This is a genomic window from Streptomyces sp. TRM68416 (assembly GCF_014596915.1).
Lineage (GTDB): Bacteria > Actinomycetota > Actinomycetes > Streptomycetales > Streptomycetaceae > Streptomyces.
The window spans coordinates 152030-172439 of sequence record NZ_JACVWU010000003.1; the positions used below are offsets into that span (position 1 = coordinate 152030).

The 20410-nt window shown below is 71.8% G+C and carries 19 protein-coding genes and 1 pseudogene; 11 read left to right on the top strand and 9 right to left on the bottom strand.

Annotated elements, in window-relative coordinates; genetic code table 11:
- Positions 1–138: 138 nt before the first annotated feature.
- Together ICC28_RS06110 and ICC28_RS06115 are read right to left on the bottom strand one after the other, a co-directional pair.
- The gene (locus ICC28_RS06110) at positions 139–1032 is read right to left on the bottom strand and encodes an NAD(+)/NADH kinase (RefSeq protein ID WP_188287371.1); all 894 of its coding nucleotides are present in this window, start codon (positions 1030–1032) and stop codon (positions 139–141) included.
- Positions 1029–2032, bottom strand: a pseudogene (locus ICC28_RS06115) (SPFH domain-containing protein). The gene ICC28_RS06110 and the pseudogene ICC28_RS06115 overlap by 4 nt, the downstream one beginning before the upstream one ends.
- Positions 2033–2158: 126 nt before the next feature.
- On the opposite strand from ICC28_RS06115, the gene ICC28_RS06120 reads away from it, so the two are divergent.
- Both ICC28_RS06120 and argF read left to right on the top strand, forming a co-directional pair.
- Positions 2159–3382, top strand: coding sequence for an arginine deiminase (locus ICC28_RS06120; RefSeq protein WP_188287372.1), 1224 nt, complete (start codon positions 2159–2161; stop codon positions 3380–3382).
- A 60-nt stretch (positions 3383–3442) separates the two neighbouring features.
- The gene (gene argF / locus ICC28_RS06125) at positions 3443–4450 is read left to right on the top strand and encodes an ornithine carbamoyltransferase (protein ID WP_188287373.1); all 1008 of its coding nucleotides are present in this window, start codon (positions 3443–3445) and stop codon (positions 4448–4450) included.
- A gap of 29 nt (positions 4451–4479) precedes the next feature.
- Here argF and ICC28_RS06130 read toward each other — a convergent pair whose 3' ends face one another.
- Positions 4480–4932 (bottom strand): ATP-binding protein, encoded by a 453-nt coding sequence (locus tag ICC28_RS06130; RefSeq protein ID WP_188287374.1) that lies wholly within the window; start codon positions 4930–4932, stop codon positions 4480–4482.
- Positions 4933–5236: 304 nt separating this feature from the next.
- Between ICC28_RS06130 and ICC28_RS06135 the strand changes: the two genes are divergently transcribed.
- Complete coding sequence (locus ICC28_RS06135) at positions 5237–6064, top strand: enoyl-CoA hydratase family protein (protein WP_188287375.1); 828 nt, start codon at positions 5237–5239, stop codon at positions 6062–6064.
- 2 nt (positions 6065–6066) lie between these two features.
- A complete protein-coding gene (locus tag ICC28_RS06140; RefSeq protein ID WP_188287376.1) occupies positions 6067–8466 on the top strand; it encodes a bifunctional salicylyl-CoA 5-hydroxylase/oxidoreductase in 2400 nt (799 codons plus the stop codon).
- A 302-nt stretch (positions 8467–8768) separates the two neighbouring features.
- Here the strand turns inward: ICC28_RS06140 and ICC28_RS06145 are convergent, their stop codons facing one another.
- From ICC28_RS06145 to ICC28_RS06165, 5 genes are all read right to left on the bottom strand, one after another.
- Positions 8769–10013 carry a sulfate adenylyltransferase subunit 1 gene (locus tag ICC28_RS06145; RefSeq protein ID WP_188287377.1) on the bottom strand — a complete coding sequence of 415 codons (1245 nt, stop codon included), beginning with the start codon at positions 10011–10013 and terminating at the stop codon, positions 8769–8771.
- 2 nt (positions 10014–10015) lie between these two features.
- Positions 10016–10918 carry a sulfate adenylyltransferase subunit CysD gene (cysD, locus tag ICC28_RS06150; RefSeq protein ID WP_188287378.1) on the bottom strand — a complete coding sequence of 301 codons (903 nt, stop codon included), beginning with the start codon at positions 10916–10918 and terminating at the stop codon, positions 10016–10018.
- Positions 10915–11466, bottom strand: coding sequence for an adenylyl-sulfate kinase (cysC, locus tag ICC28_RS06155; protein ID WP_188287379.1), 552 nt, complete (start codon positions 11464–11466; stop codon positions 10915–10917). Before cysC ends, cysD begins: the two co-directional genes overlap by 4 nt.
- A 118-nt stretch (positions 11467–11584) precedes the next feature.
- Positions 11585–12421, bottom strand: coding sequence for a PaaX family transcriptional regulator C-terminal domain-containing protein (locus ICC28_RS06160; RefSeq protein ID WP_188287380.1), 837 nt, complete (start codon positions 12419–12421; stop codon positions 11585–11587).
- 44 nt (positions 12422–12465) lie between these two features.
- Complete coding sequence (locus ICC28_RS06165) at positions 12466–14079, bottom strand: AMP-binding protein (protein ID WP_188287381.1); 1614 nt, start codon at positions 14077–14079, stop codon at positions 12466–12468.
- 198 nt (positions 14080–14277) lie between these two features.
- On the opposite strand from ICC28_RS06165, the gene ICC28_RS06170 reads away from it, so the two are divergent.
- The 5 genes from ICC28_RS06170 to ICC28_RS06190 all read left to right on the top strand — a co-directional run bounded on the left by ICC28_RS06170 (position 14278) and on the right by ICC28_RS06190 (position 17569).
- The gene (locus ICC28_RS06170) at positions 14278–15408 is read left to right on the top strand and encodes an acyl-CoA dehydrogenase family protein (protein WP_188287382.1); all 1131 of its coding nucleotides are present in this window, start codon (positions 14278–14280) and stop codon (positions 15406–15408) included.
- Positions 15405–15803: a RidA family protein gene (locus tag ICC28_RS06175; RefSeq protein ID WP_188287383.1), complete on the top strand. Its 399-nt coding sequence runs from the start codon at positions 15405–15407 to the stop codon at positions 15801–15803. Before ICC28_RS06170 ends, ICC28_RS06175 begins: the two co-directional genes overlap by 4 nt.
- Before the next feature lie 105 nt (positions 15804–15908).
- Positions 15909–16328: a DUF6299 family protein gene (locus tag ICC28_RS06180; RefSeq protein WP_188287384.1), complete on the top strand. Its 420-nt coding sequence runs from the start codon at positions 15909–15911 to the stop codon at positions 16326–16328.
- Between the two features lie 183 nt (positions 16329–16511).
- Complete coding sequence (locus ICC28_RS06185) at positions 16512–17381, top strand: helix-turn-helix domain-containing protein (RefSeq protein WP_188287385.1); 870 nt, start codon at positions 16512–16514, stop codon at positions 17379–17381.
- Positions 17378–17569, top strand: a complete 192-nt coding sequence (locus tag ICC28_RS06190) for a DUF397 domain-containing protein (RefSeq protein WP_188287386.1) — start codon at positions 17378–17380, stop codon at positions 17567–17569. The genes ICC28_RS06185 and ICC28_RS06190 overlap by 4 nt, the downstream gene beginning before the upstream one ends.
- Positions 17570–17573: 4 nt before the next feature.
- Here ICC28_RS06190 and ICC28_RS06195 read toward each other — a convergent pair whose 3' ends face one another.
- On the bottom strand, positions 17574–18623 hold the full coding sequence (locus ICC28_RS06195; protein ID WP_188287387.1) for a PASTA domain-containing protein: 1050 nt from the start codon (positions 18621–18623) through the stop codon (positions 17574–17576).
- 172 nt (positions 18624–18795) lie between these two features.
- On the opposite strand from ICC28_RS06195, the gene ICC28_RS06200 reads away from it, so the two are divergent.
- Both ICC28_RS06200 and ICC28_RS06205 read left to right on the top strand, forming a co-directional pair.
- A complete protein-coding gene (locus tag ICC28_RS06200) occupies positions 18796–19461 on the top strand; it encodes a maleylpyruvate isomerase family mycothiol-dependent enzyme (RefSeq protein WP_188287388.1) in 666 nt (221 codons plus the stop codon).
- 155 nt (positions 19462–19616) lie between these two features.
- Positions 19617–20210 carry a GNAT family N-acetyltransferase gene (locus ICC28_RS06205; protein ID WP_317453973.1) on the top strand — a complete coding sequence of 198 codons (594 nt, stop codon included), beginning with the start codon at positions 19617–19619 and terminating at the stop codon, positions 20208–20210.
- Positions 20211–20410: the final 200 nt, after the last annotated feature.

Consider the following 20410-nt stretch of genomic DNA (forward strand, 5'->3'; position numbering starts at 1 on the left):
CGACCCGCCCCAACGGCGCTGCGGTCACCCGCCCCAACAGCCCCGCGGCGACCCGCCACCACGGTCCCGCGGACGGCCGACGGCCGACGGCCCGGCTCGTGCGCGGCGAGCCGCAGCGGACGGGCATGCCGATCCCGTTCACCCCACCAGCCGCAGCCGCTCCCCGCACACCCCCAGCCGCACGGTCTGCCCCCAGGTCAGTTCCACCGCGTCGGTCTCCACGCCGTCCCCGAAGGCGATCAGCCGTTCGGACTCGACGGTGACCGTCAGTCGGGACTGCCGCGACAGCTCCCCGGCGACCAGCGTCGTCCCGGTCGCCGGGGACGGCCAGGCCTCGCGCACGAACCACAGGAGCCGTTCCTCGGTGGGGCCGGGCAGCCGCTGGGCCGACCCCCGTTCCTGCCAGAGCGAGCGGAGCCAGCCCGTGGCCCCCGTCCCGGTGCCGACCAGCACCCCGGAGGAGGCCTGGGCCTCGGCGGCACCCCCGTCGCCGTCGAGGCCCAGGCGGTACCTGGCCGTGCGGTGCCCGGCCGCGCCCAGGTAGATCTCGTTCAGCGCGACGAGGCGCTGGGTGTCGTCGGCGACGGCCTCGACCATCGTCAGCGCGTCCGCACGGGCCGTCGCAGCGGACGGCAGCAGCTTGGCCGCGTCCGCGGGCCGGTGCCGTACCAGAACACCGGGGTTGCGGCCGGGGTCGGTGTCGATGCCGATCACCGGCTGCCCCGCGAGGTACTTGGCGACGTTCGCCACCAGCCCGTCCTGGCCGACGACGACCACCACGTCCTCCGGCGCGAACAGGAAGCGTTCCAAGTCGGCCCGTTCCACCCGGGCCTGACGCCAGGTCAGCGGTACGGCGGCGGCCACCTCCGCCAGGGCCCGCCGTGTCCGGCGGTGCCGCTCGGCGACCTCCTCGATGTCCCGTCCGCGTGAGGAGAGGAAGAACGCGGCCTGCCCGTGGGTGCCGTGGCGGGCCACCAACTCCTCGTACTCCGTGGTCCGGTGGACGAGGACGGCCCGCGGGGCGAGGCTCACGGCCGCTCCTGAGTGCCCAGCCTGGCCAGCAGCCCGGTGAGCACGTCGGGCGAGAGCGTGACGCTCTCGATCCGCGGCAGGTTCTCCGCCAGCCGCGCCCCGGTGAGGGCGTGCAGCGTCGCGGCGTCCACCTCGGCGTGCACCCGCAGCCAGGCGGCCTGGGCCTGCGCCCTGGCCTCGCCCACCTCCCGCGCGCCCTCCGCCTCGGCCCGGGCCAGCCGTACCGAACGGGCCGCCTCCGCCTCGGCCCGCACCGCGTCCGCGGCGGCGTGCTCCTCGGCCTCCCGGCGTGCGTTCGTGCCGCGCTGCTCCACCAACTGCTCCTCGCGGCGGGCCAGTTCGATCTGGCTGGCCAGTTCGTTCTCGGCGATGGCCCGCTCCCGCTCGACGGCCACGGCCCGCCGCTCGTACGTCGCCCGGTCGGCCTCCTGCTGGATCTGCTCGCGCGCCGGGGTGCGCAGCGCCCGCTCCACGTCGGGCTCCGGCCGCAGCGCCATGACGCGTACGGCCACTACCTCGATGCCGGTCGCGGGCAGCCGCGGCTCCCGCCGAGCCCGGCCGCGATCCGCTCCCGTACCGCCGCCACCCCGTCGACCAGCGCCGACGACAGCGGCGTACGGGCCAGGACGTCCAGCGCGTGCTGCTGGGCCGTCTCGGTCAGCAGGGTGGCCAACTGCTCCAGCGGTGCCCCGCGCCAGGATCCGGTGTCCGGGTCGATCGAGAAGTCCAGGCGGGCCGCGGCGACGGCCGGGTCGCCGATCCGGTAGGTGACCGTCGCCTGCACCGCCACGTCCTGGAAGTCCGACGTCCGCGCATGGAACGTCATCGCCAACTCCCGGTCGTCGACCGGTACTTCGGAGAGCGCGGCGGTCAGCGCGCGGAACCAGAAGCTGAGCCCCGGGCCGTCGTGCAGCAGCTTCCCGCCCCGGTGGTGCCGGATGTGCGCCGTGGGCGTGCCCCGCAGGTGGCGCCAGCCGAGGCGCCGGGTGATGTCGGCCATGGGTGTGTCCCCTCCGCGTTTCTCGTCATCGCGACGATAACCGCGCATCCGATTATCGTCAAGAGGACGAGAATGAGAAGGGTCAAGCAGGGGGTGAACGGGGGCGTCGGTGGTCAGGATGGAGGCATGGGATTCCATGTCGACTCCGAGGCCGGGCGGCTGCGCCGCGTCATCCTGCACCGGCCGGATCTTGAGCTCAAAAGGCTCACCCCCAGCAACAAGGACGCCCTGCTCTTCGACGACGTGCTCTGGGTGCGCCGGGCGCGCGCCGAGCACGACGGGTTCGCCGACGTCCTGCGCGACCGGGGCGTCGCCGTCCACCTCTTCGGCGACCTGCTCACCGAGGCCCTGGCGATCCCGGCGGCCCGCACGCTCGTCCTCGACCGGGTCTTCGACGAGAAGGAGTACGGGGTGCTCGCCACCGACCACCTCCGTGCCACGTTCGAGCGGTTCACCGCCGCCGAACTGGCCGAGGCGCTCGTCGGCGGCATGACCAAGCGCGAGTACCTCGACGCGCACCCGGAACCCGTCTCGGTGCGCTTCCACTGCATGGACCTCGACGACTTCCTGCTCGCGCCCCTGCCCAACCACCTCTTCACTCGCGACACCTCCGCCTGGATCTACGGCGGCGTCTCCGTCAACGCCATGCGCTGGCCCGCCCGGCAGCGCGAGACCGTGCACTTCGAGGCGATCTACCGGCACCATCCGCTGTTCCGTGACGAAACGTTCCACGTCTGGTCCGAGGGGCAGGCCGACTACCCGTCCACCATCGAGGGCGGGGACGTCCTGGTGATCGGCAACGGCGCCGTCCTCATCGGCATGAGCGAGAGAACCACCCCGCAGGCCGTCGAGATGCTCGCGCACAAGCTCTTCGCCGCGGGCTCCGCGCGCACCATCGTGGCCCTCGACATGCCCAAGCGGCGCGCCTTCATGCACCTCGACACGGTGATGACGATGGTCGACGGCGACATCTTCACCCAGTACGCCGGCCTCGGCATGCTCCGCTCGTACACCATCGAGCCGGGCGTCGCCGACAAGGAGCTGAAGGTCACCGACCACCCGCCGGAGCACATGCACCGCGCGATCGCCGCCGCCCTCGGGCTGAACGAGATCCGGGTGCTGACCGCGACCCAGGACGTCCACGCGGCCGAGCGCGAGCAGTGGGACGACGGCTGCAACGTGCTCGCCGTGGAGCCGGGCGTCGTCGTCGCCTACGAGCGCAACGCCACCACCAACACCCATCTGCGCAAGCAGGGCATCGAGGTGATCGAGATCCCGGGCAGTGAGCTGGGCCGGGGGAGGGGCGGGCCGCGGTGCATGAGCTGCCCGGTCGAACGGGGTGCCGTATAGAAATACAGAGAGTCGTATAGACTTCCAGGGTCACGTGTCCCCGCACTCCTGGAGCGCCCCATGGCGACTGTCCCCACCGCCCTCGCCGGCCGTCACTTCCTCAAGGAGCTGGACTTCACCGAGGAGGAGTTCCGCGGTCTGATCGCCCTGGCCGCGGAGCTGAAGGCGGCCAAGAAGGCCGGGGCCGAGACCCAGTACCTGCGGGGCCGGAACATCGCGCTCATCTTCGAGAAGACCTCCACCCGCACCCGCTGCGCGTTCGAGGTCGCCGCCGCCGACCAGGGCGCCTCGACGACGTACCTCGACCCCTCCGGCTCGCAGATCGGGCACAAGGAGTCCGTGAAGGACACCGCGCGCGTCCTCGGGCGGATGTTCGACGCCATCGAGTACCGCGGGGACAGCCAGGCGGACGTCGAGGAGCTGGCCGCGTACGCCGGTGTGCCCGTCTACAACGGGCTCACCGACGACTGGCACCCCACCCAGATGCTCGCCGACGTGCTCACCATGACCGAGCACACCGACAAGCCCCTGAACGGGATCGCCTTCGCCTACCTCGGCGACGCCCGCTTCAACATGGGCAACTCCTACCTGGTCACCGGGGCCCTGCTCGGCATGGACGTACGGATCGTCGCGCCCAAGGCCTACTGGCCCGCCGAGGAGATCGTCGACCGCGCCCGGGATCTCGCCGAGGTGAGCGGTGCCCGGATCACCCTCACCGAGACCGTCGCGGAGGGCGTCCGCGGCGCCGACTTCGTCGCCACCGACGTCTGGGTCTCCATGGGTGAGCCCAAGGAGGTCTGGGACGAGCGGATCAAGGCCCTCGCCCCGTACGCCGTGACCATGGACGTCCTGCGCGCCACCGGCAACCCGGATGTGAAGTTCCTGCACTGCCTGCCCGCCTTCCACGACCTGGGCACCAAGGTCGGCCGGGAGATCCACGCCTCCCACGGCCTGGACTCCCTCGAAGTGACCGACGAGGTCTTCGAGTCCGCCCATTCGGTCGTCTTCGACGAGGCCGAGAACCGGATGCACACCATCAAGGCCATCCTGGTGGCGACCCTCGCCTGACCGGGCCCGCTGACGGGTCTACGCGTCCGTCACGCCGGACGCCACTGCCGGGGAACGGTCGGCAACCGGAACCACACCGCCTTGCCGGACTCGGTGGGGCGGTGCCCGCAGGACGAACTCAGGGCGCGGATCAGCAGCAGGCCGCGCCCGTGCTCCTGCCAGGGGTCGGGTTCACCGGCGCTCGGCCGGGTGAGATCGCCCGGCGGCTGCGGGTCCGGATCGTGCACCTCGACCCGGCAGCCGCTCGGCAGCAGCTCCACGACCAGCTCTATCGGGCCCTCGCCCGCCGCGTGCTCCACGGCGTTCGCCACGAGCTCCGCCGTCAGCAGCTCGGCGGTGTCGCTGTCGGCCCCGTGCTCGAGGTCGGCCAGTGCCGTGCGGACCAGGGCTCTCGCCACGGGCACGGCCGCGGCGGTGTGCGGCAGCGGGATGCGCCAGGAAGCGGAGGGCGAGGAGCGTTCTAGCACGGCGGGTCCGTTCATGAGCAGGCTGACCTGCTTTCAACCTTATGAATGGTACGGCGCCGCCCGGCAGAGGCGTCCGTCGGGCACCGTACGGGACCTTCGGCCCCGCTACCGGGCGACTTACCCGTACGAACGCCCGCCCTCGCACACCTGATCCCGCCGTTACGCGGGTGTCGACGACCCGTGACGGCTGTGACGCGGCCGGGTCACCGCCCGGCTCTATTGCGCTGTCATGACGACAGTCACGGATGAGTGATAGCTTCGAAGGGCAGAACTCAGCGAGTCAGTGCCGCCAGCCGTCCGCCCGAGGAGGCCGCACGCCATGAGTCCCTTCACCGGCTCCGCCGCCCGCACCCCCCGCTGGCAGCATCTGCGCCTCGACCTCACCGACGGAGTCGCCACCGTCACCCTCGCCCGCCCCGACAAACTCAACGCCCTCACCTTCGGCGCCTACGCCGACCTGCGCGACCTGCTCGCCGAACTGTCCCGGGAGCGGTCGGTACGCGCCCTGGTGCTGGCCGGCGAGGGCCGCGGCTTCTGCTCCGGCGGCGACGTCGACGAGATCATCGGCGCCACCCTGTCCATGGACACCGCCCAGCTCCTGGACTTCAACCGGATGACCGGCCAGGTCGTACGGGCGGTACGGGAGTGCCCGTTCCCGGTGATCGCGGCGGTGCACGGGGTGGCGGCGGGCGCGGGCGCGGTCCTGGCGCTCGCGGCGGACTTCCGGATCGCCGACCCGAGCGCCCGGTTCGCGTTCCTCTTCACCCGGGTGGGCCTGTCCGGCGGCGACATGGGCGCGGCCTACCTGCTCCCCAGGGTGGTCGGCCTCGGCCACGCGACCCGCCTGCTGATGCTGGGCGAGCCGGTACGGGCACCCGAGGCCGAGCGGATCGGCCTGATCAGCCAGCTGACCGACGAGGGCCGCGTCGACGAGGCCGCCGCGGCCCTCGCCCGCCGCCTCGCCGACGGCCCGGCGCTCGCGTACGCCCAGACCAAGGCCCTCCTGACCGCGGAACTGGACATGCCGCTCGCGGCAGCCGTGGAACTGGACGCGGCGACCCAGGCCCTGCTGATGAACGGCGAGGACTACGCGGAGTTCCACGCCGCGTTCACGGAGAAGCGCCCGCCGAAGTGGAGGGGGAGGTAGGGATGCCTTCGAGGCAGGGGAGCGGTCCCACCTCAGGGGCGCGGGGAACTGCGCGACCGGCCCCCACGCACCCGCAGTCGCCAATGACGACAGACCACCCCCTACGCGTAGCGATCGTAGGCGGCGGCCCCGGCGGCCTCTACGCGGCCGCGCTCCTCAAACGCCTGGACCCCCGCCGAGACATCACCGTCTGGGAACGCAACGCCCCCGACGACACCTTCGGCTTCGGCGTGGTCCTCTCCGACGAAACCCTCGGCGGCATCGAACACGCCGACCCCCAGGTCTACGAGGAACTCCAGAAGCACTTCACCCGCTGGGACGACATAGACATCGTCCACCGCACCACCCGCCACACCTCCGGAGGACACGGCTTCGCGGCCCTGGGCAGAAAACGGCTCCTCGACATCCTGCACACCCGCTGCCGGGACCTCGGCGTGGAGCTGAAGTTCCGCTCCGAGGCCCCGCCCCCCGCCCGGCTGGCGGAGTCCCACGACCTCGTCATCGCCGCCGACGGTGTGCACAGCACCACCCGCGAGGCCTACGCCCCCGTGCTCCGGCCCCGTGTGACCACCCACCGCTGCCGTTACATCTGGCTCGCCGCCGACTTCGCCTTCGACGCCTTCCGGTTCGAGATCGCCGAGACCGAACACGGCGTGATGCAACTGCACGGCTACCCCTACGCGCCCGACGCGTCCACCGTGATCGTCGAGATGCGCGAGGAGGTGTGGCGGGCGGCCGGATTCGACGACACGGATGAGGGCGAGTCGATCGACCGCTGCGCGAAGATCTTCGCGGACGCGCTCGGCGGACGGCCGCTGCGCTCCAACAACTCGGCGTGGACCACCTTCCGTACGGTCGTCAACGAACGCTGGTCGCACGGCAACGTCGTCCTCCTCGGCGACGCCGCCCACACCGCCCACTTCTCCATCGGCTCCGGCACCAAGCTCGCCGTCGAGGACGCGCTGTCCCTCGCGGCCTGTCTGGAGGAACAGCCCGATGTGGCAAGCGCGTTGAGCGCCTACGAGGAGGAACGCAAACCGGTCGTGGCCTCGACGCAGCGTGCCGCCCGCGCCAGCCTGGAATGGTTCGAGAACCTCGGCCTCTACCTCGACCAGCCCTCCCGCCAGTTCGCCTTCAACCTGCTCACCCGCAGCCGCCGGGTCACCCACGACAACCTGCGGCTGCGCGACGCCCGCTTCACCGAGTCCGTGGAACGCGAGTTCGGCTGCCCGCCGGGGACTCCGCCGATGTTCACCCCGTTCCGGCTGCGCGGCCTGACCCTGCGCAACCGGGTCGTCGTCTCCCCGATGGACATGTACTCGGCGGTCGACGGCCTGCCCGGCGACTTCCACCTCGTCCACCTCGGCGCCCGCGCGCTGGGCGGCGCGGGTCTGGTGATGACCGAGATGGTCTGCGTCAGCGAGGAGGGACGCATCACCCCCGGCTGCACCGGCCTGTACAACGGCCGTCAGGCGGAGGCCTGGCGCCGGATCACCGACTTCGTGCACACCCAGGCGCCCGGCACCGCGATCGGCGTGCAGCTCGGGCACAGCGGGCGCAAGGGCTCCACGCGGCTCATGTGGGAGGGCATGGACGAGCCCCTCCCGGACGGCAACTGGCCGCTCGTGGCCGCCTCGCCGATCCCCTACAAGCCCGGCAGCCAGACCCCGCGCGAGCTCTCCCGCGCCCAACTCACCGACATCCGCGAGCAGTTCACGGCGGCCGCGTGGCGGGCGGCGCGGGCCGGGTTCGACCTCCTCGAACTCCACTGCGCGCACGGCTACCTGCTCTCCGGCTTCCTCTCCCCGCTGACCAACCGCCGCACGGACGCCTACGGCGGCTCGCTGGAGAATCGGCTCCGCTTCCCGCTGGAGGTCTTCGACGCCGTGCGGGGCGTATGGCCGGAGGAACGGCCCATGACGGTCCGCATCTCCGCGACCGACTGGGCCGAGGGAGGCACGGGCGCGGAGGACGCCGTCGAGATCGCCCGCGCCTTCGCGGCGCACGGGGCCGACGCGATCGACGTCTCCACCGGCCAGGTCGTCGCCGACGAGCACCCGGAGTTCGGGCGCTCCTACCAGACGCCGTACGCCGACCGCATCCGCAACACCATCGGCGTCCCTGTGATCGCGGTCGGCGCGATCTCATCCTGGGACGACGTCAACTCCCTGATCCTCGCGGGCCGCACCGACCTGTGCGCCTTGGCCCGCCCTCACCTCTACGACCCCCACTGGACCCTGCACGCCGCCGCCGACCAGTCCTATACCGGCCCGGCCGCCCCCTGGCCACCCCCGTACGCCGCAGGCAGCCGCCGCCCCCAAACAGGCCGCACAGACACCCCCAAGCCCCGCCTTCGACCTCCGGCCCTCCAACTGCCCAACCTGCGGCCCGGTGGAGGCTGATCGCGCAGTTCCCCGCGCCCCTTCGGAGCGCGACAGCAGCCGCTCACTCCAGCAGGCGGCGCTCCCGTATCCGCCCAGCCTGCGGCCCGGTGGGGGCTGGTCGCGCAGTTCCCCGCGCCCCTTCGGGGCGCTGTCCCGCCCTGCCGCTCGGCCTACGGGCATGCGTGCCGCCTGGGGCGGCGCCCACCCCACGCCGTTGAGCCTGCGGGCATGCGTGCCGCCTGGGGCGGCACGGGTGGGCGCAGGCGGCACCCCGGTAGCGCCGGGCTGCGCGACCCACCCCCGGCCGGCACCAACTTCCGCTACAGCGAAACCATCCCCGCCGTGAGCGTCGCCCCGTCCGACGGGTCGATGAGGATGAACGCCCCGGTGCGCCGGGAGACCGCGTAGTCGTCCAGCGCCAACGGCTCCGCCGTACGCAGCGCGACCCGCCCCAGGTCGTTCACGGACAACGCGTCCGCCCCGCCGAGGTCCGTCACGATCGCCTTGACCGTCCGCGTCGTATGCCGGACCAGCACCCGGTCACCCACCCGCAGCGCCCGGTCGGCCAGATGACACACCTCCGCCCGCACCTCCTGCGTGAGCGCCGGGACACCGACCCCCGCGGTGATCATGTCGCCTCGCGAGACGTCCCGCTGATCACCCAGCCGCACACTGATCGACTGCGGCGCGCACGCCTCCTCGGCGGGCACCCCGAGCACATCGATCCCCGTGATCTCCGAGGTCTCGCCCGAGGGATGCACCGTCACCCGATCCCCGACCCGCAACGCCCCGGACACCAACTGCCCCGCGTAGTACCGCACGTCACCGTCACGGATGACGTACTGCACCGGAAACCGCGTCGGCGCCTCCACGCCGCCCTCGCCGCCGACAGGCACGCTCTCCAGGAACTCCAGCAGCGCAGGCCCCCGGTACCACCCCATCCGCACCGACCGATCCACAACGTTGTCACCGACCAGCGCCGACACCGGAATCGCCGTGAACCCGGTCGGCCCCAACTCCGCGGCGTACCCCGCGAAGTCCTCGACGATGCGCTCGAACTCCTTCTCCTCGTACCCGACGAGGTCCATCTTGTTCACGGCGAGAACCACATGCGGCACCCGCAGCAACGCGGCCACGGCGGCATGCCGACGCGTCTGCTCGACAACCCCGTTGCGCGCGTCGACCAGAATGATCGCGAGCTCGGCGGTGGACGCACCCGTCACCATGTTCCGGGTGTACTGCACATGCCCTGGCGTGTCGGCGAGGATGAACCGCCGCCGAGGGGTGGCGAAGTAGCGGTACGCCACGTCGATCGTGATGCCCTGCTCGCGCTCGGCCCGCAGCCCGTCGGTGAGCAGTGCCAGGTCGGGTGCCTCCTGCCCCCGGTTCAACGAGGCCCGCTCCACGGCCTCCAACTGGTCGGACAGCACCGACTTGGAGTCGTGCAGCAGCCGCCCCACCAGCGTGGACTTGCCGTCGTCGACGGACCCGGCCGTCGCGAACCGCAGCGTATCGATGGTCGTGGTCGTGGTCGTGGCCGTCGTCGTGATCGTGGTCGTGCCCATGGCTAGAAGTACCCCTCGCGCTTGCGGTCTTCCATCGCGGCCTCGGACAGCTTGTCGTCCGCGCGAGTCGCTCCCCGCTCGGTCAGCCGGGACGCGGCGATCTCGGCGATCACCTTCTCGATGGTGTCGGCGTCGGAGTCCACCGCGCCGGTGCAGGACATGTCGCCGACCGTGCGGTAGCGGACCCGCCGCTTCTCCACGGTCTCCGATGCCCGGGGCTCGCCCCATTCGCCCGCGGTCAGCCACATCCCGTCGCGCCGGAACACCTCGCGCTCGTGCGCGTAGTAGATCTCCGGCAGTTCGATCTCCTCGCGCGCGATGTACTGCCAGACGTCCAGCTCGGTCCAGTTGGACAGCGGGAAGACGCGGACGTGTTCGCCGGGCGCGTGCCGGCCGTTGTAGAGGTTCCACAGCTCGGGCCGCTGCCGCCGCGGGTCCCACTGGGAGAACTCGTCGCGCAGTGAGAACACCCGTTCCTTGGCGCGCGCCTTCTCCTCGTCCCGGCGCCCGCCGCCGAAGACCGCGTCGAACTTCTCGCTCTGGATCTTCTCCGTGAGCGGCACCGTCTGCAACGGGTTCCGCGTCCCGTCGGGACGTTCGCGCAGCACCCCGCGGTCGATGTAGTCCTGCACGGAGGCGACGTGCAGCCGCAGCCCGTGCCTGGCCACCACACGGTCCCGATAGTCGAGGACCTCGGGAAAGTTGTGCCCGGTGTCAACATGCAGCAGCGAGAAGGGAATCGCCGCCGGGGCGAACGCCTTCAGCGCCAGGTGCAGCATGACGATGGAGTCCTTGCCGCCGGAGAACAGGATCACCGGCCGCTCGAACTCACCCGCCACCTCACGGAAGATGTGGACCGCCTCTGACTCCAGCGCGTCCAGGTGGGACAGACCGACCCCGCTCACACCAACCCCCGCTCCGCCAGCAGCGCGTACACCGCGTCCGCCGACTCCCGAGGGCTCTGCTCCTGCGTCGGCAGGACCAACGCCGGGTCCACCGGCGGCTCGTACGGGTCGTCGACCCCGGTCAGCCCGGACAGCTCGCCCGCGGCCTGCTTGGCGTAGAGCCCCTTCACGTCGCGCTCGCTGCACACCTCGACCGGCGTCGCCACGTGCACTTCGAGGTACGGCGTCCCGCTCTTGTCGTGCCGCGCCCGGACCGCCTCGCGGCTTTCGGCGTACGGCGCGATCACGGGGACGACGGACAGCACGCCGTTGCGCGCGAGCACCTCGGAGACCAGGCCGATGCGCTGGACGTTGGTGTTGCGGTCCTCCTTGGAGAAGCCGAGGCCGGCGGAGAGGAAGCGGCGTATCTCGTCACCGTCGAGGACCTCGACGCGATGCCCCTCGGCCTTGAGTCTGTCCCCGAGCAGGCGAGCGATCGTCGTCTTGCCCGCGCTCGGCAGCCCCGTGAGCCAGATCGTGGCTCCCTGAGCCCTTGCCGTCCTGGTCATGCGCAACAGTCCTCTTTTTCTTGCCCGGCATGCGGTTCGGTGCACGCTAGGTTAGAAATCTGAGAAGAGGGACGGAAGACGCTGAGGGTTCCCTGAGTGACATAAGTTGTGAATGAAGTCACACCCTCCGCTGGGATTCCGGTGGGATTCCGGCGAAAACACCCCCCGCGTCCCGCAGACGCTCGTGCAGCCCCCGGAACACCGCGGCCGACCGCACGCCCGGCCAGTCCTCGGGCAGCAGCCGGGCGGGCAGGCCGGGATCGGCGTAGGGCAGATGGCGCCAGGAGTCCAGGGCGAGGAGATAGTCCCGGTAGGCCTCCTCGGGCGGGGTGTCCGCCCGCCGCTCCCAGGCGTGCAGCACGCGCGCGTGCCGGTCGAGGAACGCCTCGTGCTCCTTGGCGATGGCGGCCAGGTCCCACCAGCGGCCCACCGCCTCGACGGTCGGCGCGAAGCCGAGGTGCTCGCCGCGGAAGAAGTCGACGTAGGCCTCGAGGCGCAGCCGTTGGAGGGTGTGCCGGGTTTCCTCGTACAGCCGCGCGGGCGCGATCCACACCCCGGGGGCGGCCGTGCCGAAGCCGAGGCCGGCCAGCCGGGAGCGCAGCACGTGCCGCTTCTGGCGTTCCGACTCCGGCACGGAGAACACCGCGAGCACCCAGCCCTCGTCCTCGGGCGGCGTGGTGGCGTAGATGCGGCGGTCGCCGTCGTCGAGCAACTGGCGGGCGTCGGGGGAGAGTTCGTAGCCCGCCGCGCCCTCGGCGGTACGGGCCGGGACGAGCAGCCCGCGCCGTTTGAGCCGGGACACCGACGACCGTACGGAAGGGGCGTCCACCCCGACCGCGGCCAGCAGCCGGATCAGCTCGGCGACGGGTACCGGGCCGGGCACGAAGCGGCCGTAGGCGCCGTAGAGCGTGACGATGAGAGACCGTGGTGCATGCTGGTCGGACACGGTGATCATCTTAGGTCGTCCGCATCACTGCCGGTCACCTTCGGTCGTCCGCATCACTGCTGGTCACCTTCGGTGTGACCGCCCGAGCGCAGCCGGAACCGCTGGAGCTTGCCGGTCGCCGTGCGCGGCAGCGCGTCCAGGAAGACGATCTCGCGCGGGCACTTGTACGGCGCCAGCTCGGCCTTGAGGAAGGCGCGCAGCGCCTCCGCGTCCCGCCGCGCGCCCTGTCCCAGCACCGCGTACGCCACCACGACCTGCCCGCGCGCCTCGTCCGGCCGGCCGACCACCGCCGCCTCCACCACGTCCGGGTGGCGCAGCAGCGCCTCCTCGACCTCGGGCCCGGCGATGTTGTACCCCGCGGAGATGATCATGTCGTCCGCGCGGGCGACGTACCGGAAGTAGCCGTCACCCTCACGGACGTAGGTGTCGCCGGTGATGTTCCAGCCGTCGCGCACGTACTCCCGCTGCCGCGGGTCGGCGAGGTAGCGGCAGCCGACCGGTCCGCGTACGGCGAGCAGCCCCGGTTCCCCGTCGGGCCGCTCCCGGCCCTCGCCGTCGATCACGCGCGCCTGCCAGCCGGGCACCGGGACGCCGGTGGTACCGGGCCTGATGTGCTCGTCGGCGGCGGAGATGAAGATGTGCAGCAGCTCGGTGGCGCCGATGCCGTTGATGACCCGCAGCCCGGTCCGTTCGTGCCACGTCCGCCAGGTGGCGGCGGGCAGGTTCTCCCCGGCGGAGACACAGCGGCGCAGCGAGGAGATGTCGTGCCCGTCCAACTCGTCGAGCATGGCGCGGTAGGCGGTGGGCGCGGTGAACAGCACGGTCACCCGGTGCTCGGCGATCGCCGGCAACAACTGCTTGGGACCGGCCTGTTCGAGCAGCAGGGCGCTGGCCCCGGCGCGCAGCGGGAAGACGACGAGACCGCCGAGCCCGAAGGTGAAGCCGAGCGGGGGACTGCCGGCGAAGACATCGCCCGCATGCGGTTGCAGCACATGCCGGGAGAAGGTGTCCGCTATGGCCAGCACGTCCCGGTGGAAGTGCATACAGCCCTTGGGCCGTCCGGTGGTGCCGGAGGTGAAGGCGATCAGCGCCACGTCGTCGCCCGCGGTGTCCACGGCGGCGTACGGCGTGCCCGGCGCCGGGCGCTTGAGCAGGTCGTCGGGGCCGTCACCGCCGTACGTGGTGATCCGCAGCCCCGGTATCTCCGCCTTCGCGAGGTCGTCGACGGACCGGACGTCGCACAGGGCGTGCCGCACCTCGGCGATCTCGCACATCGTGCGCAGTTCGTGGGGGCGCTGTTGGGCCAGTACGGTGACGGCGACCGCGCCCGCCTTCAGCACCGCCAGCCAGCAGGCGGCCAGCCACGGCGTGGTGGGGCCGCGCAGCAGCACCCGGTTGCCCGGGACGACGCCGAGCTCCCCGGTGAGCAGGTGCGTGAGCCGGTCGACGCGGGCGCGCAGCTCGCCGTAGCTCCAGGTCGTGCCGGTGGCGGTGCGGAACGCCGGGCGGTCGTCGGCGGGGCCGAGGAGCAGTTCGGCGGCGCAGTTCAGCCGTTCGGGGTAGCGCAGTTCCGGCAGGTCGAAGCGGAGTTGTGGCCATTGGTCCGCGGGCGGGAGGTGGTCGCGCGCGAAGGTGTCGACGTGGGCGGAGCGGGTGAGGCCGTCCATGGCGGTTCGCCCCCTTGTCGTGGTGGGACGGGGTCCTGCCGTGGTGGGGCAGGGTCCGCGCACCGAGCGTATCGCGTTGGTGACGACAGTCAACGGTGCGCGATACCGTCGAGGGAGGGCCCCCGTCAGTGGGCGCGAGTGCCCCCTTGGGCAGGCCCAGGAAGTGCCCTTCCCGGCAGGCGCAGGAGAGGACCGGCAATGCCCGCATTCTCACTCGAACCGGAACAGACCGCCTGGTGTGCGGAACTGCGCGCCCTCGCCGCCGACCGCCTGCGCCCGCTGGCCGAAAAGGGCGAGCCGGGCCGCGTCAACCGTCCGCTCCTCACCGAACTGGGCAGCCTCGGCCTGCTGCCCCGGCTCTTCACCTCCGGAGCCCTCGACCTCTGCCTGATGCGGGAGTCCCTGGCCTACGCCTGCACGGAGGCCGAGACCGCCCTCGCCCTCCAGGGCCTGGGCGCCCACCCGGTCCACGCCCACGGCACCCCGGCCCAGCGGGAGCGCTGGCTGCCCCGGGTGAGCGACGGCACGGCCGTCGCCGCCTTCGCGCTGAGCGAGCCGGGCGCGGGCTCGGACGCGGCGGCACTGTCCCTGGCGGCCGAGCGCGACGGCACCACCGGCTGGCGACTCACGGGGGAGAAGTGCTGGACCTCCAACGCCCCCGAGGCCGACGTCTACACGGTCTTCGCCCGTACGACACCGGGGGCGGGCGCCCGCGGTGTCACCGCCTTCCTCGTCCCCGCCGACCGGCCGGGCCTGTCCGGCACGGCCCTCGACATGCTCTCTCCGCACCCCATCGGCACCCTGGCCTTCGACGCCGTACCCGTGACGGCCGACGACGTCCTCGGCGAGGTCGACCGCGGCTTCCGCGTCGCGATGGGCACCCTCAACCTCTTCCGCCCCAGCGTCGGCGCCTTCGCCGTCGGCATGGCCCAGGCGGCCCTGGACGCCACCTTGGAGCACACCGCTCAACGGGACGCCTTCGGCGGCAAGTTGAGGGACCTTCAGACGGTCGCCCACCAGGTCGCCGAGATGGCCCTGCGCACGGAGGCGGCCCGCCTGATGGTGTACGCGGCGGCCACGGCGCACGACGAAGACGCCCCGGACGTCCCCCGTCGCGCGGCCATGGCGAAGCTGCTGGCCACGGAGACGGCGCAGTACGTGGTCGACACCGCCGTCCAGTTGCACGGAGCCCGCGCCCTGCGCCGCGGCCACCTACTGGAACACCTGTACCGCGAGGTCCGCGCCCCGCGCATCTACGAGGGCGCCAGCGAGGTCCAACGCGGCATCATCGCCAAGGAGTTGTACGCCGACAGGGAGGACCGGGCATGAGCGCGGAGCGGATCAACCCCGGGGAGCTGTCCCCGCCGACCGGCTTCTCCCACGCGGTCGTGGCCACGGGCAGCCGGGTGGTGTTCCTGGCGGGCCAAACGGCACTCGACGGCGACGGAAAGATCGTAGGAGACACACTCCCCGAGCAGTTCGAGCAGGCGCTGACCAACCTCCTCACCGCCCTGCGCGCGGCGGGCGGCACACCGGCCGACCTGGCACGGGTCACGGTGTACGCGACGAGCGTCGCCGCATACCGCACACACGCGGCGGAGCTGGGCCGGATCTGGCGCACGGCGGCCGGGCGCGACTACCCGGCGATGGCGGTGGTCGAGATCGTACGACTGTGGGACGAACGGGCACTGGTGGAACTGGACGGCTTCGCCGTACTGCCCTGACCGCCGGAGGCGGACTCGCCGCCGAAGGGGTGACGATCACGCGCGCGGCCCGGTGCGCCCGGTACCAGTGGAGGCCCCCATTCCACTCACCCGGGAGGCATCACCATGCCCGTACGCACCGCCCTCGCCGCCGCCGCGGGAGCCGCGCTCCTGCTGACCGCGGCCCCCTCGGCCACGGCCGACCCCTACGAGACGGTCACCGTCGACCCGACCGGCACGGTCGCCGCCGACGGAACCGTCACCCTCTCCGGCACCTACCGCTGCACCGGCGGCACCGGACCGGTCTTCGTCAGCTCCTCCGTCGCCCAGGCCTCGCCCACGACGCGCTACGGCATCGGCGGCACGCGCGCGGTGTGTGACGGTGCCGAACACCGCTGGCAGAACACCGGCAAGCCCTCCACCACCCTGGAACCCGGCACGGCCCACGTCGAAGCCACCGTGATGGAACTCAGCCCCGCCGGCGGCCTGCCCCTGCCCCGCTTCCACGCCGCACACCAGCAGGACATCACCCTGGTCGAGGCCTGAACCGGCCCGCCCCTGTCCGACGGCGCGTCGCCCGCGGGGTCACGCGCCGCCGGTCGGCCCGAGCCCCGGCTGCCCGCGTACGCGAAGTCAGCGTACGAGGGCAGGGGGTGGACAGTACGTGAGCGGGCCATCACGCTGGGTGCCGAACGTGTGCGGCTGCGAGCGGCTGGAGAGGGGCGGCGGATGGACAGCGTCGAGGGGGAGGGCCGGACGGCTCCGGCGGGAGCGGGGGAGTGGGAGCGGGAGCCCCATCCGTCGGACAGTCTGCGGACGTTCGGTGCGGTCGTCCAGGCGCTGCGCGAGCATGCGGGGCTCAGCCGGGAGGAGTTCGCCGACATCGTGCGGTTCTCCAAGCACACGGTGGCGTCGGTGGAGTTGGGTCGCCGGATGCCGGACGACTCCTTCGTGGAGCGCGGGGAGCAGGCGACCGGCGGCACGGGCGCGCTACGGAAGGCCTCGCGCCATCTCACCCGGGGCGAGCCGGGACTCGCGGCATGGTTCCGGCGGTGGGCGCGGTTGGAGCGGGAAGCGGTGAGCCTGTGCACGTACGAGTGCCGGTTGGTGCCGGGGCTGTTGCAGTCGGAGGCGTATGCGCGGGCGGTGTTCGAGGGCGCGATTCCGCTGCGGACGGATGAGGAACTGGAGGCCCAGCTCGCCGCGCGGATGGACCGCCAGCGGATGATGCGGGAGCGGCCCACCGTGCCGTTCAGCTTCATCGTGGAGGAGCATGTGTTACGGCGGCGGTTCGGGGACGCGGAGGCGATGCGGGAGCTGTTCGACCATGTCCTCGAGCGCACTGCTCCGCGCAATGTGACGCTTCAAGTGGTGCCGCTGGAGGCGGGGTTGCATGCGTGCCTGGATGGGCCGGTGCAGGTTCTGGAGACACCGGAGGGGCGACGGCTCGCGTACTCCGAGGGCCAGAAGAACGGGCGGCTCATCTCCGACCCGAAAGAGGTGAGTGTGCTCTGCCATCGCTATGAAACACTGCGCTCGCAGGCCCTGAACCCCGAGGAATCCAGGGCCCTGTTGGAGCGACTGCGAGGAGAGCTATGAGCAGCGGGACGACGGAACTGGCCTGGTTCAAGTCCAGCTACAGCGGTAGCGAGGGCGACAGCTGCGTGGAGATCGCGATCGCCGAACACGCCGTCCACGTACGGGACTCCAAGGACGTGAGCCGCCCGGCGTTCGCGGTGGGCCGGGAAGGCTGGGGGCGGTTCGTGCGGTTCGTGGAAGGCGTCTGAACGGTCAGCCCCTGCGCCAGCGGTTACGGCCGTCGGAGCCGGGGCCGCAGACCATGGGGGTTCCGGCTGAGGTGACGCCGGTCGCTCCGGCCGGGGAGCAGTACGAGCCGGGGTGGACCGTGCGGACGCTGCTGCCGCCTCCGGTGGAGCTGTCTTCGTCGTCGTTGTTGTAGTCGGGGTCGTTGGCGGGGATTTTGTAGGCCGTGTCCTTCGCCGACGGGCAGCGCTGTACGAGGTCGACGTCGCTCCACTTGCCCAGGTCGAGACGGACCGCGGCGGCGGAGGTGACCTTGGTTCCTTCGTCGGGGGACTGGAAGCACACCCGCCACTCGTCACCGTCCTCCGCGGCTTCCTCGGCGCTCGGAGTGTCGACGTCGAGGTAGACGTCGTCGAGCGTGACGCGGTCGGGGTCGATACCGGCCTGCTCCAGATCCCCGACGGCCGTGTTGTAGGTGGCGCCTACGACATCCGGCATCCTCGGCCACGGGAGCGGGTCGCCGTCCTTCTCGGGGCAGGGCTCGGCGCTTCTGACGGCCGCGAAGTCGATGGTCTTCGCGGCTGTGTCGGCCTTCTGGAAGCACACGGTCCATGCGGACTTCAGGAGGATCGAGCGGTCTTCGTCGGCCGCGTCATGGTGACCGGCGGTGTATCCGGCCGAGCGGGCCTGCTTCTCGGCCTCGTCCAGCGGCTGCCCGACATAGTCGGCGGCCTCGACGGGCTTGGACGGGGACGCGGTCGGCGACGCGGAGACGGCTTCGGCACTCGCCCCGCCCGCCGGCTTGGCGTCCGACTCGCCCGTCCCGCTCTCGTCGAGTTGCCCGCCCAGGCCCGCGCCGACCACCAGGAGCACCAGGGCTCCGAACGTCGCGCCGAGCCTGGCGAACCAGCGCCACGGTGGCAGGACCCACACGGCCACCATGGCGGCGATCATCACGAGGAAGCCCAGGGCGAAACTGAACGCGCTGAGCAGGGCGACCAGGGCGAGGACACCGAGCGCGGCCGGTGTTGTCCTCCACCAAGTGCGGGGCAGGGCTGGGGCGTTGTACGGGTTCATGCGAGGCCTAACTCCTCAAGCGCGGGACCGGGCACGGTAAAAGGCCGCTCGTCGGCGATGACTTCGCCGCGGAGCGAGAGTCTCCTTCAGGAACGCGACGTAGAGCGCGACGTAGAGCGCGCCGTAGAGAGCAGAGCGCCGTAGAGCACGCCCCCCGACAGGAGACCCCCCCATGACCGACCCGGAACTGACCGCAGACCGCAGCCGCACGACCGGCCTCTGGCCCGTGATCCGCGCCGAGCGGGCGGCGCTGGCGGCCGATCTCGAAGGGCTGACGGACGAGCAGTGGGCGACGCCGTCGCTGTGCACCGGGTTGACCGTGCGTGAGGTGTTGGCGCACCTCACCGCGGCCGCGAGCCTCAACGCCGTGCGCTGGATGGCCGGAGTGATCCGGTGCAGGTTCGACTTCGACAAGCAGGTGGCCATGCGGCTGGCCGAGCAGTTGGGCGCAACCCCTGCCGAGACCCTTGAGCGATTCCGCCGCATCGTCCCGAGTACGACCAAGCCGCCCCTGCCCGTCATCGCCATGCTGGGCGAGACGATCGTGCACGGGGAGGACATCCGGAAGCCGCTGGGCATCCGCCGCGACCGTCCGATCGAGGTCCTCACTCAGGTGGCCGAGTACTACCGGAGCACGGACCTCGTGGTCGTCGCCAAGGGACGCATCGGCGGGCTGGAACTCGTCGCGGACGACGGCCCGTTCACGACCGGTTCCGGGCTGCTCGTGTCCGGCCCCACCCTGGCTCTGACCATGGCCATGACCGGACGCGCCACGTACTGCGACGACCTCGAAGGCGACGGCGTGGAACTCCTCCGCAGCCGCTGCGCGACAGCGTGACCCGCCATCCACCACCCCGGGGAAAACAAGGTGAGCGGCGTCCGACCGGCCCCGCACAATGGCGCATGCTGATCGACCACTGGCCCCTGCTCGGCCTGCGCCTGACCACGCCCCGCTTGGAACTCCGCCTGCCGTCGGGCTAGGAACTCGCCGAGCTGGCCGACCTCGCGGCGGAGGGCGTCCACGATCCGGACCGTATGCCGTTCTCCGTCCCCTGGTCGGATCTGCCTCCCCGGGAACGGGCACGCTCGGTGGTCCAGCACCACTGGCTCCGGCTCGGCAACTGGACCCCCGACGACTGGGCACTGAACCTCACGGTCTTCGAGCACGGCCGGATCGTCGGGCAGCAGTCCATCGCCGCCCGCGACTTCGCGACCCTGCGCGAGGTCGACACCGGCTCCTGGATCGGCCTGCGACACCAGGGACGGGGAATCGGCACCGAAATGCGCGCGGCCGTCCTCCATCTGGCGTTCGCCGGGCTGGGAGCGGCCGAGGCGACCTCCGCCGCCTTCGCGGACAACCCGTCGTCGTACCGGGTGTCCGGCAAGCTCGGTTACGAGCCGGACGGCATCCAGCGCCTGAGCGTACGCGGCCGGCCCACCGTCATGCGGCGGCTACGGCTCTCCCGCGCGCGGTGGGAGGAACAGCGCCAGGAGGCCAACGTCTCCATCGAAGGACTCAGTGCCTGTCTGCCCCTGCTCGGCCTGCCGGGCGAGCCCGACGAACTGCCCGACGGCACTACTGCTTGATCCACCGTCACGCTTCAGCATCCGGCGACACCGGATGGCCCAGGTCCGCGGCGGTCCCCGGGTAGTCTCCGAGCCCCGACTGCAGCAAGCCGAAGGCCCGCCGGGCCGCTTCCTTGACGATGCGGCGGATTCTCTCCGGGGGCTCGCCCGCGATCACTCGTCGCCGTATCTCGGCAGTGGTCGCCGTGAGTCATTCATGC

Bases quoted from the DNA above. Each gene is read 5' to 3' on its own strand.
- ICC28_RS06145 (WP_188287377.1), bottom strand. From the start codon at position 10,013: ATGGGCACGACCACGATCACGACGACGGCCACGACCACGACCACGACC.
- argF (WP_188287373.1), top strand. From the start codon at position 3,443: ATGGCGACTGTCCCCACCGCCCTCGCCGGCCGTCACTTCCTCAAGGAG.
- ICC28_RS06140 (WP_188287376.1), top strand. From the start codon at position 6,067: ATGCCTTCGAGGCAGGGGAGCGGTCCCACCTCAGGGGCGCGGGGAACT.
- ICC28_RS06195 (WP_188287387.1), bottom strand. From the start codon at position 18,623: ATGAACCCGTACAACGCCCCAGCCCTGCCCCGCACTTGGTGGAGGACA.
- ICC28_RS06175 (WP_188287383.1), top strand. From the start codon at position 15,405: ATGAGCGCGGAGCGGATCAACCCCGGGGAGCTGTCCCCGCCGACCGGC.
- ICC28_RS06120 (WP_188287372.1), top strand. From the start codon at position 2,159: ATGGGATTCCATGTCGACTCCGAGGCCGGGCGGCTGCGCCGCGTCATC.
- ICC28_RS06135 (WP_188287375.1), top strand. From the start codon at position 5,237: ATGAGTCCCTTCACCGGCTCCGCCGCCCGCACCCCCCGCTGGCAGCAT.
- ICC28_RS06190 (WP_188287386.1), top strand. From the start codon at position 17,378: ATGAGCAGCGGGACGACGGAACTGGCCTGGTTCAAGTCCAGCTACAGC.
- ICC28_RS06180 (WP_188287384.1), top strand. From the start codon at position 15,909: ATGCCCGTACGCACCGCCCTCGCCGCCGCCGCGGGAGCCGCGCTCCTG.
- ICC28_RS06165 (WP_188287381.1), bottom strand. From the start codon at position 14,079: ATGGACGGCCTCACCCGCTCCGCCCACGTCGACACCTTCGCGCGCGAC.
- ICC28_RS06160 (WP_188287380.1), bottom strand. From the start codon at position 12,421: ATGATCACCGTGTCCGACCAGCATGCACCACGGTCTCTCATCGTCACG.
- cysC (WP_188287379.1), bottom strand. From the start codon at position 11,466: ATGACCAGGACGGCAAGGGCTCAGGGAGCCACGATCTGGCTCACGGGG.
- ICC28_RS06200 (WP_188287388.1), top strand. From the start codon at position 18,796: ATGACCGACCCGGAACTGACCGCAGACCGCAGCCGCACGACCGGCCTC.
- ICC28_RS06130 (WP_188287374.1), bottom strand. From the start codon at position 4,932: ATGAACGGACCCGCCGTGCTAGAACGCTCCTCGCCCTCCGCTTCCTGG.
- ICC28_RS06170 (WP_188287382.1), top strand. From the start codon at position 14,278: ATGCCCGCATTCTCACTCGAACCGGAACAGACCGCCTGGTGTGCGGAA.
- ICC28_RS06185 (WP_188287385.1), top strand. From the start codon at position 16,512: ATGGACAGCGTCGAGGGGGAGGGCCGGACGGCTCCGGCGGGAGCGGGG.